The organism is Sediminispirochaeta smaragdinae DSM 11293, assembly GCF_000143985.1.
Taxonomy (GTDB): Bacteria; Spirochaetota; Spirochaetia; order DSM-16054; family Sediminispirochaetaceae; genus Sediminispirochaeta; species Sediminispirochaeta smaragdinae.
The window spans coordinates 2,616,767-2,633,390 of sequence record NC_014364.1 but is presented as its reverse complement, the minus strand read 5'-3'; the positions used below and the strand labels follow the sequence as shown (position 1 = coordinate 2,633,390).

13 protein-coding genes are annotated in these 16,624 nt (G+C 49.1%); 12 read left to right on the top strand and 1 reads right to left on the bottom strand.

Going from position 1 to position 16,624, the window contains the following annotated elements:
• Positions 1–2: 2 nt before the first annotated feature.
• The 12 genes from gap (at position 3) to SPIRS_RS12295 (ending at position 14,644) form a co-directional block, all read left to right on the top strand.
• Positions 3–1,004, top strand: coding sequence for a type I glyceraldehyde-3-phosphate dehydrogenase (gap, locus tag SPIRS_RS12350; RefSeq protein ID WP_013255022.1), 1,002 nt, complete (start codon positions 3–5; stop codon positions 1,002–1,004).
• A 12-nt stretch (positions 1,005–1,016) separates the two neighbouring features.
• Complete coding sequence (locus SPIRS_RS12345; protein WP_013255021.1) at positions 1,017–2,204, top strand: phosphoglycerate kinase; 1,188 nt, start codon at positions 1,017–1,019, stop codon at positions 2,202–2,204.
• Positions 2,204–2,953, top strand: coding sequence for a triose-phosphate isomerase (tpiA, locus tag SPIRS_RS12340; protein WP_013255020.1), 750 nt, complete (start codon positions 2,204–2,206; stop codon positions 2,951–2,953). The genes SPIRS_RS12345 and tpiA overlap by 1 nt, the downstream gene beginning before the upstream one ends.
• A 19-nt stretch (positions 2,954–2,972) precedes the next feature.
• The gene (gene secG, locus SPIRS_RS12335; protein WP_013255019.1) at positions 2,973–3,326 is read left to right on the top strand and encodes a preprotein translocase subunit SecG; all 354 of its coding nucleotides are present in this window, start codon (positions 2,973–2,975) and stop codon (positions 3,324–3,326) included.
• Positions 3,327–3,386: 60 nt separating this feature from the next.
• A complete protein-coding gene (locus SPIRS_RS12330; RefSeq protein WP_013255018.1) occupies positions 3,387–3,806 on the top strand; it encodes a hypothetical protein in 420 nt (139 codons plus the stop codon).
• Positions 3,793–4,869, top strand: coding sequence for a peptidylprolyl isomerase (locus SPIRS_RS12325; protein ID WP_013255017.1), 1,077 nt, complete (start codon positions 3,793–3,795; stop codon positions 4,867–4,869). Before SPIRS_RS12330 ends, SPIRS_RS12325 begins: the two co-directional genes overlap by 14 nt.
• An 8-nt stretch (positions 4,870–4,877) precedes the next feature.
• Positions 4,878–5,300, top strand: coding sequence for a transcription antitermination factor NusB (gene nusB / locus SPIRS_RS12320; RefSeq protein WP_013255016.1), 423 nt, complete (start codon positions 4,878–4,880; stop codon positions 5,298–5,300).
• A complete protein-coding gene (locus SPIRS_RS12315) occupies positions 5,297–6,943 on the top strand; it encodes a tetratricopeptide repeat protein (protein ID WP_013255015.1) in 1,647 nt (548 codons plus the stop codon). The genes nusB and SPIRS_RS12315 overlap by 4 nt, the downstream gene beginning before the upstream one ends.
• A 15-nt stretch (positions 6,944–6,958) precedes the next feature.
• On the top strand, positions 6,959–7,720 hold the full coding sequence (gene map, locus SPIRS_RS12310) for a type I methionyl aminopeptidase (RefSeq protein ID WP_013255014.1): 762 nt from the start codon (positions 6,959–6,961) through the stop codon (positions 7,718–7,720).
• Between the two features lie 14 nt (positions 7,721–7,734).
• Positions 7,735–9,243 (top strand): Do family serine endopeptidase, encoded by a 1,509-nt coding sequence (locus SPIRS_RS12305; protein WP_013255013.1) that lies wholly within the window; start codon positions 7,735–7,737, stop codon positions 9,241–9,243.
• 84 nt (positions 9,244–9,327) lie between these two features.
• A complete protein-coding gene (locus SPIRS_RS12300) occupies positions 9,328–9,942 on the top strand; it encodes a phosphoribosyltransferase (protein WP_013255012.1) in 615 nt (204 codons plus the stop codon).
• Between the two features lie 4 nt (positions 9,943–9,946).
• Positions 9,947–14,644 carry an FN3 associated domain-containing protein gene (locus SPIRS_RS12295; protein ID WP_013255011.1) on the top strand — a complete coding sequence of 1,566 codons (4,698 nt, stop codon included), beginning with the start codon at positions 9,947–9,949 and terminating at the stop codon, positions 14,642–14,644.
• Here SPIRS_RS12295 and SPIRS_RS12290 read toward each other — a convergent pair.
• Complete coding sequence (locus SPIRS_RS12290) at positions 14,637–16,556, bottom strand: histidine kinase N-terminal 7TM domain-containing protein (protein WP_013255010.1); 1,920 nt, start codon at positions 16,554–16,556, stop codon at positions 14,637–14,639. The two genes, SPIRS_RS12295 and SPIRS_RS12290, sit on opposite strands and share 8 nt — an antisense overlap.
• Between the last annotated feature and the right edge of the window lie 68 nt (positions 16,557–16,624).

Genomic DNA, 16,624 nt, shown 5'->3' with positions numbered 1-16,624 from the left:
AAATGAAAATAGCGATTAATGGATTTGGAAGGATCGGTCGGAGCGTTTTTCGTGCCGCCTTCGAGAGAAGCGAGATTGAAATCGTAGCAATTAACGACATTACAAATGCGAAGACCTTGGCACACTTGCTCAAGTACGATTCTATCTACGGTGTTTCCAAGTATGAAATTTCCGCAAGCGACAATACCATTACCGTTGGTGGCAGAGCCATCAAGGTTCTTGCCGAGCGTGAACCCAAGAATCTCCCCTGGAAAGAACTTGGTGTGGATGTTGCCATCGAGTCCACCGGTATTTTTCGGACTGCAAGCGGCCCGAAGGGTGGGTACAAAGATCATATCACTGCCGGAGCAAAGCGGGTGATTCTCACCGTTCCCGCAAAGGATGAGGTTGATAAGACTATCGTTCTCGGTGTCAATGAAGACAAGCTTACGGACAAGGATCTTGCCGTTTCCAACGCGTCTTGTACCACCAACTGTCTTGCCCCTGTTGCCAAGGTCTTGAATGATAGCTTCGGCATCGTCGAAGGATTGATGACCACCGTTCACTCCTACACCTCGGATCAGCGTTTGCATGATGCTCCCCACAGTGACCTCCGCCGGGCCCGTGCTGCGGCTCTTTCCATCATTCCCACTTCCACCGGTGCGGCAAAGGCTGTCGGGATCGTTATTCCTGAGTTGAATGGAAAGCTCAATGGTATCGCCATGAGGGTTCCCACCCCCACCGGTTCCATTGTCGACCTTACCGTTCGCCTTGAAAAAGATCCCTCGGTCGAAGAGCTCAACGCTGCCATGAAGAAGGCTGCCGAAGGTCCTATGAAGGGTGTCCTTGAGTATACCGAAGACCCCATTGTCTCTATGGATATCGTTGGCAATGCCCATTCTTCGATTTTTGATGCCACCAGCACCATGAAAATCGGAAAGGGTTTCTATAAGATTCTTTCTTGGTACGATAATGAATGGGGTTACAGTAACAGAGTTGTTGATCTGGCGACGAAACTGGTGTAGGGTTTAACTACTATGTCGATACGTACCGTAAAAGATCTTGATCTTCGCGGTAAACGCGTTCTCATCAGGGTGGACTTCAATGTCCCCCTGAAAGAGGGCGTTATTACCGATGATACACGTATAAAAGCTGCTCTTCCTACCTTGAAATATATTCTGGAGCAGGAAGGCAGTTCTTTGGTCATCATGAGTCACCTGGGAAGGCCAAAAGGCGAGAAAAAACCTGAATTTTCCCTTGCCCCGGTGGCAAAGCGTTTGTCGGAGCTTCTCGGAAGGCCTGTTGAAATGGCAGCAGATTGTATTGGGGATGCTGTGACCTCCCGGGCCGCTTCGCTTAAGGCTGGTGAGATACTACTTTTGGAAAATGTTCGCTACTATGCGGGAGAGACAAAGAATGATCCCGATTTTGCGAAAAAGCTTGCTTCCTTGGGCGATGTATATGTCAACGACGCTTTTGGAACAGCGCACAGGGCCCATGCCAGTACGGAAGGGGTTACGAAGTTTCTACCTTCCGCTGCCGGCTTTCTGATCGAAAAAGAGGTCGCTTTTTTCGAACCCCTGCTTAAGAATCCCGAACATCCGTTTGTAGCGATTATCGGTGGTGCAAAGGTTTCGACAAAGATTGGTGTTTTGGAAAATCTCATCGATAAATGTGACACCCTCGTTATCGGGGGCGGAATGTGCTATACCTTTCTCAAGGCCACCGGTAAGAGCATAGGAAAGTCGCTTTTCGAAGAGGAATTTCTTAAGACCGCCACAGACCTTCTGAAAAAAGCGGAGCAGAAAGGGACAAAGGTTATTCTTCCCCTAGATCATGTATGTGCAAAGGCTTTTTCTGAGAAGGAAACACCGATTGCCGTCGACGGGGCGAATATCCCCGAAGATCTCATCGGCATGGATATTGGGGTTCAGACCCTTGCTGAAATAAAGAACGCTCTTGCAGGTGCACGGTCCATTGTATGGAACGGCCCCATGGGCGTATTCGAATTCGAAGCGTATGCTAAGGGAACCGTTGAGGTTGCCGAAATGGTTGCCTCCTGTAAAGGTACTACCGTGGTAGGCGGCGGCGATTCCGTTGCGGCCGTTAATAAATTCGGTTTTGCGGACAGAATTGATCACGTTTCCACCGGAGGAGGCGCAAGCCTTGAATTCCTCGAGGGAAAGGTGCTTCCCGGTATTGCAGCGCTGGAGGGAAGCAAATAATGCGAAAAACTTTCATTGCGGGAAACTGGAAAATGCATAAGACGGTCTCCGAGGCCGTTGCCTTGGCTAAGGAACTGGTGCCTGCGGCAGACGGAAACAGCCGCTATCTGATTGCTCCTCCTTTTACCGCTCTTTCTGCTGTTGGCGAGGTGGTAAAGGGTACCCCTTTACTGCTAGGTGCTCAGAATATGTCGAATGCGGAATCAGGAGCACACACAGGGGAGGTTTCCGTTCACATGTTGAAGGATGTCGGTGTTCAGGTCGTTATCCTGGGCCATTCCGAACGCCGTCTGATCTATGGTGAGAAGGATGCTTTTATCAACGAAAAGGTCAAGCTTGCCCTCGACAACGATCTTGAAGTCATCCTTTGTGTCGGTGAGACCCTGGAGCAGCGGGAAGCCGGCGAGGTTGAGCAGGTCGTACGCACCCAGGTCGAAGGTGGTCTCAAGGGAATCCCCGAGGGATTTCTCGATAAGGTTACCATTGCCTATGAACCGGTTTGGGCCATCGGTACCGGCAAGACCGCAACCCCAGAGGATGCAGATGCCGTTCATGCTTTTATCCGGAAGGTGATCAAAGAGATGTATGGCGACAAGGCTGCCGAGGCCATGGTTATCCAGTACGGTGGGTCCGTGAAGCCGGGAAATGTGAAAGAGCTTATGGCCATGAAAAACATCGACGGGGCTCTCGTCGGTGGGGCGGCCCTGAAAGCAGAGACCTTCGTACCGATCATGAAGTACGACAGCTAATACGTTTGGAGAAATGAGAATGGGTTTTATCGGTATTCTTCTACTGGTCGTTTTTGTTATCAGCGCACTTCTTCTTATTGTGATTGTCATGATTCAGGACGATCAGGGGGAAGGGCTCGGAGGGATCTTTGGCGGCTCGAGTAGTGCCTTTGGTTCCAGGAGCGGAAACGTGCTGACGAAAACCACCTCTATTCTGGGAACGGTGTTTATTCTTTGTTCTTTTGGCTTGGCGTGGGTCAATCATACTCCCGAAGGCGGTAATGTTATCAAGGCCGCCAGGCAGGAGGCTGGTGTTCAACAGGAAGAGTGGTGGAATCAGCAGGTTGAGACGCAGGAACCTAATCAAGCCGGAACCAGTAACAACGCCCAGTAAAGCAAGAAGGCCGATTCCTTGTTTCTTGAGGAATCGGCCTGTCCTTTTTGGGAGCTATTGATGAATATTTGTGTTCTTTTTTTTGGTGCAGCCCGTCACGCGAAGATGTTGGAAATAAGTAAGAGTCTTGCAAAGGGTTTGGAAAGTCAGGGCGGTCATACCGTCCAGATCATTAACGGCGATACCGAAACAGAAAAAAAGCTTTCGATGTTTCATTATATTGCGGTTGGAGCACCCTCTACCGGTTTCTTTGGTGGAAAAATAGCGGATAATGTGACCGGTTTTTTGCAGAACGGCGGAATGGTTTCTGGAAAACGTTGTTTTGCATTTACGATCAAGTCGGGATTACGAAATTTGAAAACACTGCAGACGCTTATGAAGACGATGGAACGAGAAGGAATGTATCTGAAGGTCTCAAATATCATCGGAAGCACGGAAGAGGCGGAAAGGATAGGAGCAAAACTACATGTTGAGCAATAGTGCGACTGGGAAAGGTAACCTACTTGGTGTCGTTTTGGTACTCTTCTTTCTCTGCGGTGTGGTTTTCCCTGTTTCCGCGGACCTGGTTGGACAGACCGTTGCCACTGTGACCTTGACGAAGACGGAGGGCATTTCGTCGGTGCAGCTTGACCAGCGTATCGCTCAGGTTGCTGCGGCGCGAAAAAAAGCCGGTTTGTCTGCCGACGGGGTGGATAGAACAGAGGTTCTCGACGCCATGATTGCCGAGGTTTTGATTAAACAGGCTGCCGAGCGGTCTGGTATTTCCATCCCGCAGGAGCAAATTCAACAGGTGGTTGCAAAGCAGAAGGCTTCTATCGAGCAGCAGGTGGGGCGACCTCTTACCGACAGGCAGTATCAAGAAGTGGTTAGATCTCAGACGGGATTTAGCTGGGAGCAGTATAAAGGAAGTATTCGGGAACAGATCATGCAGCAGCGCTATATTGCGACGGAAAAGCGTGATATGTTTGAGGCTATCCAACCTCCTACCGAAAAAGAAATTCAGGATCATTACGATGCCCATGCCACTTCCATTACCAACCCCGAGTATGTCCGTCTGAAACAGATTTTTATTCCGACCATCAGCATGAATGACCAGGAGAAACAGGCCGCCAGAGAGCGTTTGGAGAGTGCCTGGACGAAACTTAGGAACGGCTCTGCCAAATTCGATGATCTGGTTTTGCAGTATTCGGAAGATGAATCTTCAAAATACCGTGGCGGGGATGTCGGTTATATTGCGCGGGCCGATCAGCGCGTGGAAAAGACCTATGGGGCCGATTTTTTCAGGAAGCTTTTTTCTCTTCAGACGGGAGATTATTCCGGCGTCATCGAATCGAATGTCGGCCTTCACATCCTCAAGGTTACCGAACATCGGGAGGCCCGGATACTTTCTTTGGACGATCAGATTGCTCCCGATAATAAAATGACTGTACGTGAATATATCCGTGCGGGGCTTTTCCAGGAAAAGCAGCAGGCGGTACTTAAGAAGGCGCTTGATGCGGTTGTTGAAGATTTGAAAGCCGAAGCGGAAATTGTTGTATACTGAGATAATCAATGGGATCACGACGTAAAGCTCGTATTCTGGCATTTCAGGCAATATATAGCTGGGAGTTTCACAAGCCTCTCCTTGCCGAACTTTTGCAGTTTGATTGGTTGGAAGAAGAACGTAAGGCGAAACTTGATACCGAAACCTGGCTTTTTGCACGGCTTCTTGTTCAGGGGACGATTGAAAATTGCGATACTATTGATCATCGCATACAAAACAGGCTCGAGCATTGGGATTTTTCCCGACTTTCAAAGGTGGATCTTGCAATACTCCGCCTAAGTACCTATGAACTTCTTTTTCAGCAGGATGTTCCTGCCAGCGTTGCAATAGACGAGGCAGTGGATCTTGCTAAAGATTTTGGTGGTGATGACTCATATCGTTTTATCAACGGTGTGCTCGATTCCATTCGTAAGGAGAGGGAGCCTTCGTGAGATTACCGCGGTTGGGAAATCGGGCTTTGGTCTTGCTGATTCTCATCCTTTCCGCGGCTACTGTGTTTCTTGGTTACTATGTGCTGAAACAGCGATCGGTTAAGGCAGAATCTGGCGATCTCGAAAAAAATCTTTCTTTGCTAAAGGAAATCGACCGTTTACTACTGCTTGCTAATTATCAGCAGGCTGGAGAACGTGTGACGACACTTCTTCATGATGCTGATTCTGCGTCGCTGTTGCTTCAGCTCTCCAAGCGAGCCTCCACTATTGCCCGGGACAACGGCGATTTTTCTTTTCTGGAGGCTGCTGCCGTAAAGGGACACCGGCTCTTCGACGGTCGTGAGGATTTTGCGGCCCTTTATGCCTATACACTGCTTCGACGGAATCGTTGGGGTGATGCCGTGCTCCTGCTGAAGGGCTACACACCCTTTCATGAAGATTTTACCCATGCTGTATACAGTGAGGCATTGTTTCATGTACAGGAGGAGAAGGGCACAGGCTATGCGGATTATCATGCCGATGAACTGGAACAGTTGGCCAGGCAGCTTGATAGTCGCAGAATAATGGCCGATGCGCTTCTTATCCGCCTCCGTAATAATGATTTCGATGGGGCTTTGGAGCTCGGTAAAGAGCTGAGGGCTGGTTTCGGCTCGGATAGCTATAATCGAAACGATGAGCTTTTGTTTCTCCTTTTTTTTGAACATGGTGAATACGATCGTGCCCGACAAATATTGGAGGCAAGTTCCGCTTTTACCGCCCAGGAGAAGCTTTTTCTTTATGCAGATATTCTCATGAAAACCGGTAATCCTATCCAGGCGGCAGAGACCTTCAAGGCAATTGTCCGTCAGTTTCCTTCGGCTTCCTGGACTCCCTATTATAATCTGCAAATCCTTGAAGAAAAAACGTTGAAACAGAACGAACCGGTATTTTGGCTCGATAGAGGGGCTTTTCTCTTTGGCCGGAATGAACATTATCTACTTGCTTCTGCAGCGTACTGTCTCGACCGTTCCTATATGGATGAAGCAAAGCGGTACCTTAAGCTTTATCTTGATGCAGGCGGGAATTCGGCTATAGCAGATCTTTTCCTTGAACAAAGTTCCGGAAACGCAAAACCGGGGCGCTATCGCGCTTCGCTACAGCAAGTAATAGAGTCTTCTCCGAAAGAGGTTGCAGAGCAACGGGTCAAGCACGGAATTTGGTTCTTTTATGGTCTACGCTCTGCCGGTGATATCGGCTCTCTTGGGGCGTATGCGTCGGAACGCTGGCCACAGGAAGGATGGCCCCGTTTTTCCATCGGTCTCGGCCTCTTGTTGTCCGGATCATTGATGGATGCGGAAAAGTCCTTCAAAACCGGCTGGGAACTCGACAATACCCTTTGGGAGGCGGCTTACAACGCTGGGGTCCTGGCTCGTGCATCCGAGAGGTTGAGCGAGGCAATGCAGTGGTTTCGCAAGGCGGAGAGCTCTGTTCCCGAATCGGAAAATCGTCGTAGGGCCCTTATCTACACGCAGATGGCGGAAATCGAACGGACAGGTGGTAACCGCGAGAATGCCGAACGCTATATCCGCTATGCCCTGGATATCGATCCGGAAAATGCTTCGGCTCGTTCTTTTTATTCTTTACTTGATGATTCTTCACCATGATAGTATTTTTTCTCTATGATACAATTAAAAACAGCTGAAGAGATAAAGAGAGTTAGAGAATCTTGTAGGATTTGTGCGGAGGCTCATAAGGAAGTTGAGCGTCATGTGCAGCCTGGTATCACTACCGGTGAGCTGGATAAAATTGCGCAATCCTATATTGAGAAGCATGGCGGAGTTCCTGCCTTCTTAAACTATATGGGATATCCGGCCACTCTCTGCGTCTCTGTGAATAACGAGGTAATCCACGGAATACCGGGAAAGCGCGTTATTAGAGAGGGAGACATCGTTAGCCTTGACCTTGGGGTCAACCTTAATGGTTTTTTTAGCGACATGGCCCGAACCGTTCCTGTCGGAAAGGTGGCTCCCGATGCCTTACGCCTCGTTAAGGAAACCAGAAAATGTCTTGAGCTTGCACTCGAACAGGCTGTCGATGGGAAGCGATTGAATGATGTCGGCGGTGCTGTCTGGAATCATGCCAAAAAGTTTTCATATGGCGTTGTAAAAGATTATTGTGGGCATGGTGTCGGCTTCTCTCCCCATGAAGAACCGCAGATCCCCAATTACATTCGTAGAATGCCAAATCCCAGATTAAGACCGGGAATGGTGATTGCCATTGAGCCGATGATTAACATCGGGACCGGTGATGTTGTACTCCTTGATAACGATTGGACAGTAGAAACCGCCGATGGCTCTTTGTCTGCTCATTGGGAACACACTGTTGCCATTGTCGAGGGGGGCTCTGAAATTTTAACCTCATTCGAGGATCTTGATTTATAGGAGGGATACCCACTATGAATGGAAAAAAATTATTCAGATCAAAAAATTTCTTTGTTTTTAATCTTTTGCTTGTTGGGTTGGTCGCCGGTTTTGTCGTTTCAATGATAACGTTCGGTTGTTCGACAAGGTTATCGAGCGGTGAGACAGCATATGCCCAGGAAAAGCAGGCAGATCCAATTCAGGTGCCGCCGTCCATGGAGGAGATGCAGAACTCTTTCAGAGCTGTGGCCCGAAAATCGCTGCCTGTGGTGGTCGAGGTAAAGGTTGTCGAGGTTGTCAAACAGGCTGTGCCGCAGTCAAGAGGGTGGCCTTGGGATTTCCTTTTTCCGGACCAGCAGAACAATAACCAGGGGCAGCAGCAACCTCAGGAACGGGAGTATCGCAATCAGGGGCTTGGTTCCGGGGTCATTGTGAGAAATAACGGAAACACCCACTACGTTTTAACCAACAACCATGTGGCGGGAAAAGCCGACGAAATCAAGGTGGTTCTAAACGATGGTAGGGAATATCCTGCAAAGCTTGTCGGTGCCGACGAGCGGATGGACCTTGCAATGGTTTCCTTTGATGCGAAAGAGGATATTCCTGTAGCCGAAATAGGGGATTCCGATGAGCTTCAGGTTGGTGATTGGGTCATTGCCGTAGGTAGCCCCTTCGGTTTTGTCTCAAGTGTTACCGCCGGTATTGTAAGCGCAAAAGGTCGCTCCGGCCCTCAGAACAACATCAGTGATTTTATCCAGACCGATGCTGCCATCAATCAGGGGAATTCCGGTGGCGCCCTTATGAATATCTATGGGCAGGTTGTCGGTATTAATACCTGGATTGCCGCACCTAGCGGGGGTAGTGTTGGTCTCGGCTTTGCAATTCCCATCAATAATGCCAAAAAAGCTATCGACGATTTCATCGATAAGGGAGAGATCGAGTACGGCTGGCTTGGGGTTACTGTCAGCGAACTTTATCCCGGAATGGAAGAATCCATGGGGATCGACAATCAGAAAGGGGCGTTCATACAGAACGTTTACATTGATTCTCCCGCGGCCAAGGGGGGGATTGAACCTGGTGATTTTGTCACTGCCATTGACAACAGATCTGTGAGAAGTCGTGATGACCTCGTACGGATGGTTGGCGAGCTGACTGCGGGAAGTTCTGTTGACTTCGACATCATCCGGGACGGTAAAAAGATTACCCTGAAGGTAAAGATCGGCAAACGGGAAAATAGCGAGGCTATTGCAGGAAATATGAGCAAGCTATGGCCCGGTTTGACCGTAATCGGACTGGACGAGGATGTCAGAAACGAATTGAAGATTAATGCAAAAGAGAATGGGGTAGTTGTCGTCGGTGTTGAAAAGGGTACAAAGCCCTATGTTGCCGGTATTCGCAACTATGACCTGATTTATCGGATCAATGATACGCAAATAAATAATGTTGGTGACTTCTACGATGCAATGAATGACAAAAATGTGAAAGAGTACAAAATTTATTATAAAAGAGAGGGTAGTGAATTTTTCGCTGGTATAGTACGATAATAGTGGTGAAGATAGGTCCTGCCGCCGAGATGCTTTTCGGCGGCAGTGACCGGCTTCCCAATACAGAGAGGAAGGACACCACGAATGCGTAAAGAGTTTATCCCCTATACCGTTGTCAGAAACAATGCCATCAAACTTGCCCACCGTATCCATGAGGCGGGGTTTATACCCGATGTCGTGTATCTTTCTCTTCGCGGAGGGGCCTATCTCGGCAACATCATTAGCGAGTACTTTAAGCTGGTTCGGAAAGACAGCAGGCCGGTTTTCTATGCCGCCGTCGTGGCCCGCAGTTATTCTGATATCAAAGAGCAGACGAAGGTCATGATCGACGGTTGGACCTATAAACCGGAATACCTGAGAAACGGGGATAAGATCCTGATTGTGGATGATATTTTCGATTCGGGAAATACCGTAAACTATCTTGCCGATGTGATCCTTCAGCACGGTATACCCCGGGAGGATTTGAAGGTTGCCGTTCATGATTACAAAGAACTGACCTATCTTTCGGAAACCCCTCCCATTATTCCCGATTTCTACTGCCGAAAAATAACGATTCCTTCTCCAGACGATGATGTTTGGATTCATTACAGCAGCCATGAGCTTGTGGGGCTTACGCCGGAGGAGGTCGAAACCAACTATACCAAGGATGATCCCGAAGTAGGGGAAATCTTACGAAAGATTCTCGGCATGGAGAAATAACCCAATGTTTCGGTTTTCTCCTCGTACTATGTTTGTCCTTGTACTCTTTTGGGGCCTAAGCGCTTTTGCAACGGCAAACCCTTACATCCCTTCGCCTGAACCCGGCGCCTATAATCGTGATATATTCTTTTCTCTCGCAGGGGGGGAGGGGCAGGTCGCCTACCGTATCGATATCGGTACCCATCATGGGAATGCCGGAGAGTGGGAATCCTTTTCAAATCCCGTCAGACTTACCGCTTTGCAGGGAGAGGAGAGGCAGTATACCATCGAGCTGAAGGATGGTACCCAGTATCGTTACCTTATAGATAAAAAAATTCCGCTCTCTCCGATCATTGCCATTGAGGAAAACACGTTTTTCTCTCTCTCCGGTCATGATCCCGAGGACTCTCTCTTTTTCAGGGTCGTATCAACGGATCATACGGAGCATGTGCCATTTCAGCGCTGGTCGGGGAAAAAGGAGAAAATTCCATTTTCCGATGAAACGCTTGTTGCCGTCGAGGCCTATGCCGTGGATCAGGCCGGTAATACCGGCATCCTTGCAGCCTCCTATGTCCAAAAGCCCCGTAAGGGTGCGGAAAGCCTTTCAATTATAAACCCCGTTCCCGGCGTCTTTCGCAATGCACAGCTTTTTTATGTCGATACCGATGGTTTTGAGTGGGTACGCTATACCATCGACGACGAGGATCCTGTCCTCAGGGGGGCCCCGTATACGAAACCGCTTCTTATTCGAAGTAGAGGGCTTGTGAAATTGAAGGTCGCGGCACTTCCCTTGGGATCGACGACGCCGCTGCGTAGCGAAGTCACCTTTGCCCAATATCCCACCGGTAGCTTCCAGCTTCCTCCCAGCGGACTCTACTCAAAGGCCCTTTCCATTGAGCTCCCGGAGCAAATAGAGGTATATGCTCTGAGTAATGCCGGAGAAATCAACCAACAAAACGGAGGGGCGATTTCTTTAAAGGGAACACCTGGTGCCCGAAGCGTGTATCCGCTGCGGTTTACGATAGATGGAGAAGAGCTTGAGGATCCCCTGCCCGGCTATGAAAGTGAATATCGCTATCTCTATATCATGGATTATCGGAGGCCCGGTGCTCCTGGCATCGAGCTTGATAAAGGGCTTCCATTTTCGGGTAATCTGACGGTAACACTTACCTCTTCTCAGGATGAATCAATCTATTATACCCTTAACGGGGCGACCCCCGATCGCTTTGCCCTTCCATACCGCGGCTCTTTTACCATCGACTCGAATGATTGGGCGCAGCAGGGATCTATAGAATTGCGGGCCGTAGCCTACGGAAAGAATGGCATTCCGAGTGAGGAAAGGCGGCTCTTGCTTCCCTTTGATGCCCTTCCCCCGGACAAACCCATCGTCTCGGTTTCCGAAGAGTCCGAAGGCTCTTATGCCTTCGACATTTCCGTTTCCGATCAGGAAGCGGTAACCATTCTGTATGAGATTGCCTTTGACGGGGCTGCCCCTTATCCGGGGGTGGATTCTCCCAGAGGGGAGTCTCATATGGTGCTGAGTTTGCCAAAGGGTTCACATGAACAGGCATCTCTCCGGTTTGCGGCGATGGATGCCGCCGGAAACATCAGCTTTGCAGCCGAGCCTGTGGAACTTTCCTACGATTCGATTCCTCCCGGACGTGTCGAGCTTGAGCTCCGGGATTCGACCGTGGTTTGCACAAGCAGCGGCGACGATGAAACCATCGAATATCAACTTACGGACGGTCAATCGCAGGATGAAAAGCCAGTATGGCTTCGGTACGAAGGGGCTGTACAGCTTCCGATAAAGGAAGGGCAATTGAACAGGTTTTCGTTCAAGGCTCGTTCGGTTGATGCCGCCGGAAATATCGGCCCTGTTGCCGATATTTCTCCCATCTTCGTGGATAGCAGAAAAGTATTTTCCTATGATCTGAAGGGAATTCCCGAAGGTCAAACATCATCAGATCGATGTATTATTACCATCGAAACCGATGAGGCCGTTTCCTGTCGGTATCGACTGCTTCTGCTCGGGGAACTGGGTGAGGAAGCCGTGGTTCAGGAAGCCGCCTACCAGGCTCCCCTTATTGTCGACGGAGAGGATGGTGCGGATATCCTTTATCGACTTGAAGTGACCCCTTTTTCTTCTATTACACAAGTGGATGGATCAACCACCAACTACTATTTTCGAATAGATCGAAGGCCTCCTCCGCTTCCTTCCCCTGAAGTTTTACCCGAAATTCTCTATGTTCGCGGACCGACACAAATCAAACTTACGGGAATCGAAAACGATTCGCAGGTTTGGTACATGCTGGATGGTTTCGAAAGTAAGACTCCTGTCGATTATGAAACGATGATCCACCGTGGTTCCGTTGCCTTGTCGGACGGCACCATCATGCTTGATTTTCCAGGGGACGGGGCATATCGCTTAGAGGGGATGAGCATCGATGCATACGGCAACTATACGATCGGTTCTCTTCTTGATCATATAGTCTGTGATTCGCTGCCTCCCGAGGTCCCTAAAATCTCCTATACCGAGGTGCGTGACGGATGGGCCATTACGGCGGATATCGGGGATGGAGAGTTGCTTGTCCCCTCAAACGATTCGACCGATGGTAGCTTTTTTCTTCCCTACCAAAGCTCGGTTTCCACTTTCCCGGAACCCTTACGTTTAGCGAGTGTCGATGAGGCGGGAAATCGTTCGGATGAGATTATGCTTCAGGTTTTGGGAAAAACACTTTTTATCGACGGCCGTCCGGTGGCAAGTGAAGATGCCCATGGCGATGCTCGGAATGTGCCCCAGTTTGTCGGGACCGAGGAGGTCGTTCTTCCAAAGGTAGAATCGTTGGTACGTGGTATTCCTCATCGCTTTTGGTCCGGAGAGGCTGTTACCATACGGCCCGATTTCGATGGAATTATTCGGTATGAGCTTGGTGTCGGCGGTGAAGCACCCCTTGTCTCCTCAAGGTCCGATCGGCTGACCGAACCAATCACACTTCAGGCTGAAGCGGGCCAATCCTTTCTTGTATCGCTTCGCGTTGCTCTCTTTCTTGATCTTGGCGGTAAAGAGCAACTGGTGCATAGCGAGCAGTATCAATTTGGGATCGATAGAAATCCGCCTGTGCCACCTATTATCTCGGGTGTGGGAGAGGATGAATACTATCGTGACGATAGAAAGGTGGAGATCCGTTCTGCTGGAGAGGAGGTTGCAGAGCTTCGTTATCGCCTGATGAGGGTCGGCGACGGTGAAGAGGGGGAGTTTCAAAGCTACGATGATCCCATAACGGTAGCTTCCGATCAGGGGGTCTGCTCCGATTTCGTGCTTGAGGCTTATGCCGTGGATGAAGCGGGAAATATGAGCACAAAGGAACGAGTCGCTTTTTCCATCGACAAGGCGGTTCTTTATGTTTCTCAGGGCGGAGATGACGGAGGTGACGGAAGCCGGGCCGCTCCATACCGCTCCCTCATTAAAGCCGTTCGGGATGCGGCCTCCAACGGAATGACGACGATCCTTCTTTCGGCGGGGCGCTTTCCCATCGATTCTACGATCCGTCTGGATCGGGGAACATTGACTATTCAGGGTGAGGCTCTTACCGTCATTAGCACCAATACCCCCTTTGACTCTGCCTCGATGTTTGCGGTCAACGGAGGTAATCTCACCTTACGTAACCTTTCGATTGATACCCTTGCGGCACAGGGAGCCATTCTGAAACAGATGGGGGGGCTTGTTCGCATGGAGAAGGTCAAGCTGTATCAAGCCTCTGGACCCGCTGATGCAACGCTTTTGGTGAAAAACGCTTCGCTTTTTTTCGACCACAGTGAGTTACACTTTGGCCCCCTATCTGATGCCTCGCTTATCTCCGTGGAGCACGGGGAATTGGCCCTGGTCGCCAGCCGGTTGACCGGTTCTGCGCAAAGTGTTGATGCAACACTGATCAAAAGTACTAATTCCCGCGTAACCATAGACGACAGCAGTATCCGCCCGGGGGAAAGTACCCGACTTACCTCTGTAGGTGCGGAGAAAAGCGATCTTACCATCATTGATAGTGAGCTCTATACAGGAGATCGGGATGATCGTGCCTCTGCTTGTCGTCTCTATGGCGGTTCGCTCTATCTTCTCAATTCTTCACTTATCTCAGGCAGGAATGGTAGATTGCCGATTCTCATAGATGCCGATTCCTGTGATCTCGTTTTGGAACGTTCATTGCTGCAGTCCCGGGGACGGGAAGGAAGCGTTCAGCTCAGGCAGAAAAATGGAACGTTGAAGGCCAGCCACACCGTTTTTACCTGCGGGGAAGCCACCGGAGGATTCTTCTATGGTATTCAAAGTTCCGAATCTCAGGTACATCTTGAGGATTTTATCTTCTATGCCCCAACTGCAGGGGATACTATAGCCCTCGATACACGGGGAAGAAATGATATTTCAATTGATACAAGTTCTTTTACGCTTCCTTCAGAAACGAGCGGCGGCCCTGTTGCGATGGTTGTCAGAACGTCGCCCGACGGATCGGGATCGATTTCCGTTGCAAATTCACTTTTCTTCGGACCTATCCACTTTCCCAATCTTCCTTCCGATGGCAAAAATCGCTTTTTTGATCAGATCCCTTCCCGGACCGCGGGAAATGAGGATCTGTCACGTTTTCTCGGCGTGGAGAGTCATCCGGCTCAAAGCAATAAGGTGCTGTATGAACAGTTGATGAAGGTGGACCCTGTCGGATTCAGATGATCGTCGTTCTCCCAAAGTTATTGCTGTTTCCATGTATATCCCGGGAAATTTTGCGGTTTCTGTTTTTGATCGGGAGGGAGAAAATAAAACGTTTGCTTTTACACTCTTCTTCCGAGGTGGTGATATCGACCCAGATCGAACCTGAATAACGTCCTTCGATAATCTCCCTTGCGATTGAGAGTCCGAGGCCTGTTCCTTCTCCCCGTTTTTTTGTGGTAAAAAAGGGTTCGAAAAGATGTGGAAGGTCCTGGCTTCGTATCTCTTCCCCATTATCACTTACTGCGCAAAAGACCGATGTGCTGTCCGACCAGGTTTCTATTTTCATGCAGGGTTTGTAATCAGCCATGCTTAGCTGCGATTTTTTTCTTATTGCATGTAATGCATTTGTCAGGATATTGATGATGACTTGATCTATCTCGCTTTCCCTGCATTCGACCCCCGGAAGGTTTTGATCATATGCTTCCACAACCTCGCTAACATAGCGTAATTCGCTGCCAACCATAATCAGACATGTCTCGACGGCTTTATTTATATTAAGAAGCTGCCGCTGTTCTCCCTTTACCGGGCGTGAGAATTTAAGAAGATCATGAACAATTGCTATGGCACGATTCGTGCCTTCTTCAGAATCGCTGAGAATAAGGTTGAGTTGCTCGATCAGAGCTTCGGACTCCCGTGTTTTTTGGGGAAACGATGATAGTAATTTCTGAAAATAGTGGCGAAAAATATGGTAGTTATTCTTGGCAAAGCTGAGTGGATTATTGATCTCATGAGCAATCCCGGCAGTGAGTTGACCAATGACGGCGAGCTTTTCCTGTTGGATGATGGTGTCCTGAGCATTTTCAAGCTCCTGGTTTTTTTCTATCAACTGGTTTGCCAAGGCTTCCTTTTCATGAAGAAGCTTGGTCTCTTTTGTAATATCGACAAGGGTGACGGTCATTACGGAGCTGTCATTACTCTCCGTACGACTAAGCCTGGCACTGAAAGTCGCTTTCTCCTTATCTCCTTCGATCGTGATGGGTATTGTGTCCGCCTCCCCGGTGAGGAGCGGGGTCAGGGGGCTAAGGTCCTTTTGTTCTGTAAAGTGTTGTCCGATGGTATTCGAATCCAGATGAAAGAGTGAGGCTGCCTTTTTATTATAGTCGATAAGAGAGCTCCCGGCGTCGAAAAGGAGGACGCCGGTATCAAGCCCCTGAATGATTTTTTCTCGAGCCACGGGGATAATTTTGAAAAGACGGAATTTGGTAATACCGATGTAGCCTGACAATGCGGTGATGGAGAAGCTGATCGGGGTAAAATCCTTTCTGAGAAAGGGCAAAAGATGAAATACGTAGAAAAGGTTAAAGATAAGGGGAATCAACGCTCCTGTAACGATAACAAGTGCCTGGTGCCGATACATCTTATTTCCGCCAAGGGCAGATTTAAGAATAACGAAGCTGCCAATAATATATAGGGCATACATGAATATCCCGTACAGCCACATCCACGGGCCGTAGTCTGCACGCATGGTCAGATAGCCTCTTATCGGAAAATAGTTGAACCTTCGCCATACAAGATGGTGAAGATGGTTTGTCTGAATGAGAATGTTTGTCGCTACGGAAAAAAGCGCAAGTATTAATACAATCCTGAGGGAAAGTTTTCGCGACGTTCCTGTATAAAGCAGGGCGAAATGAAACCATATTACTGGGAGAAAAGAAAAAAAGAGGTGTTCGGCTTTTACAGCGGTAAACGTTGCAGCGGGAGTTGGAAGAAGCAACTCTATCAGGTTATTCAAAAGGTAGGCCGACACAAAAAGGAAATAGGTCAAGAGAACTTTTGCTTCCGGGCCCTTTCCGTTTTGGCGTATTAAGAAGCCGGTTACAAGCAGAATCCCAAGGGTAAAGGGCGCTAAAACCACAAAAAGTGTGTATTCCAAGAGTATTCCCCCATGCTGTTGTTCTGAATTTGGGTATAAGCCATTGCATGTTGGTATATATATACCAT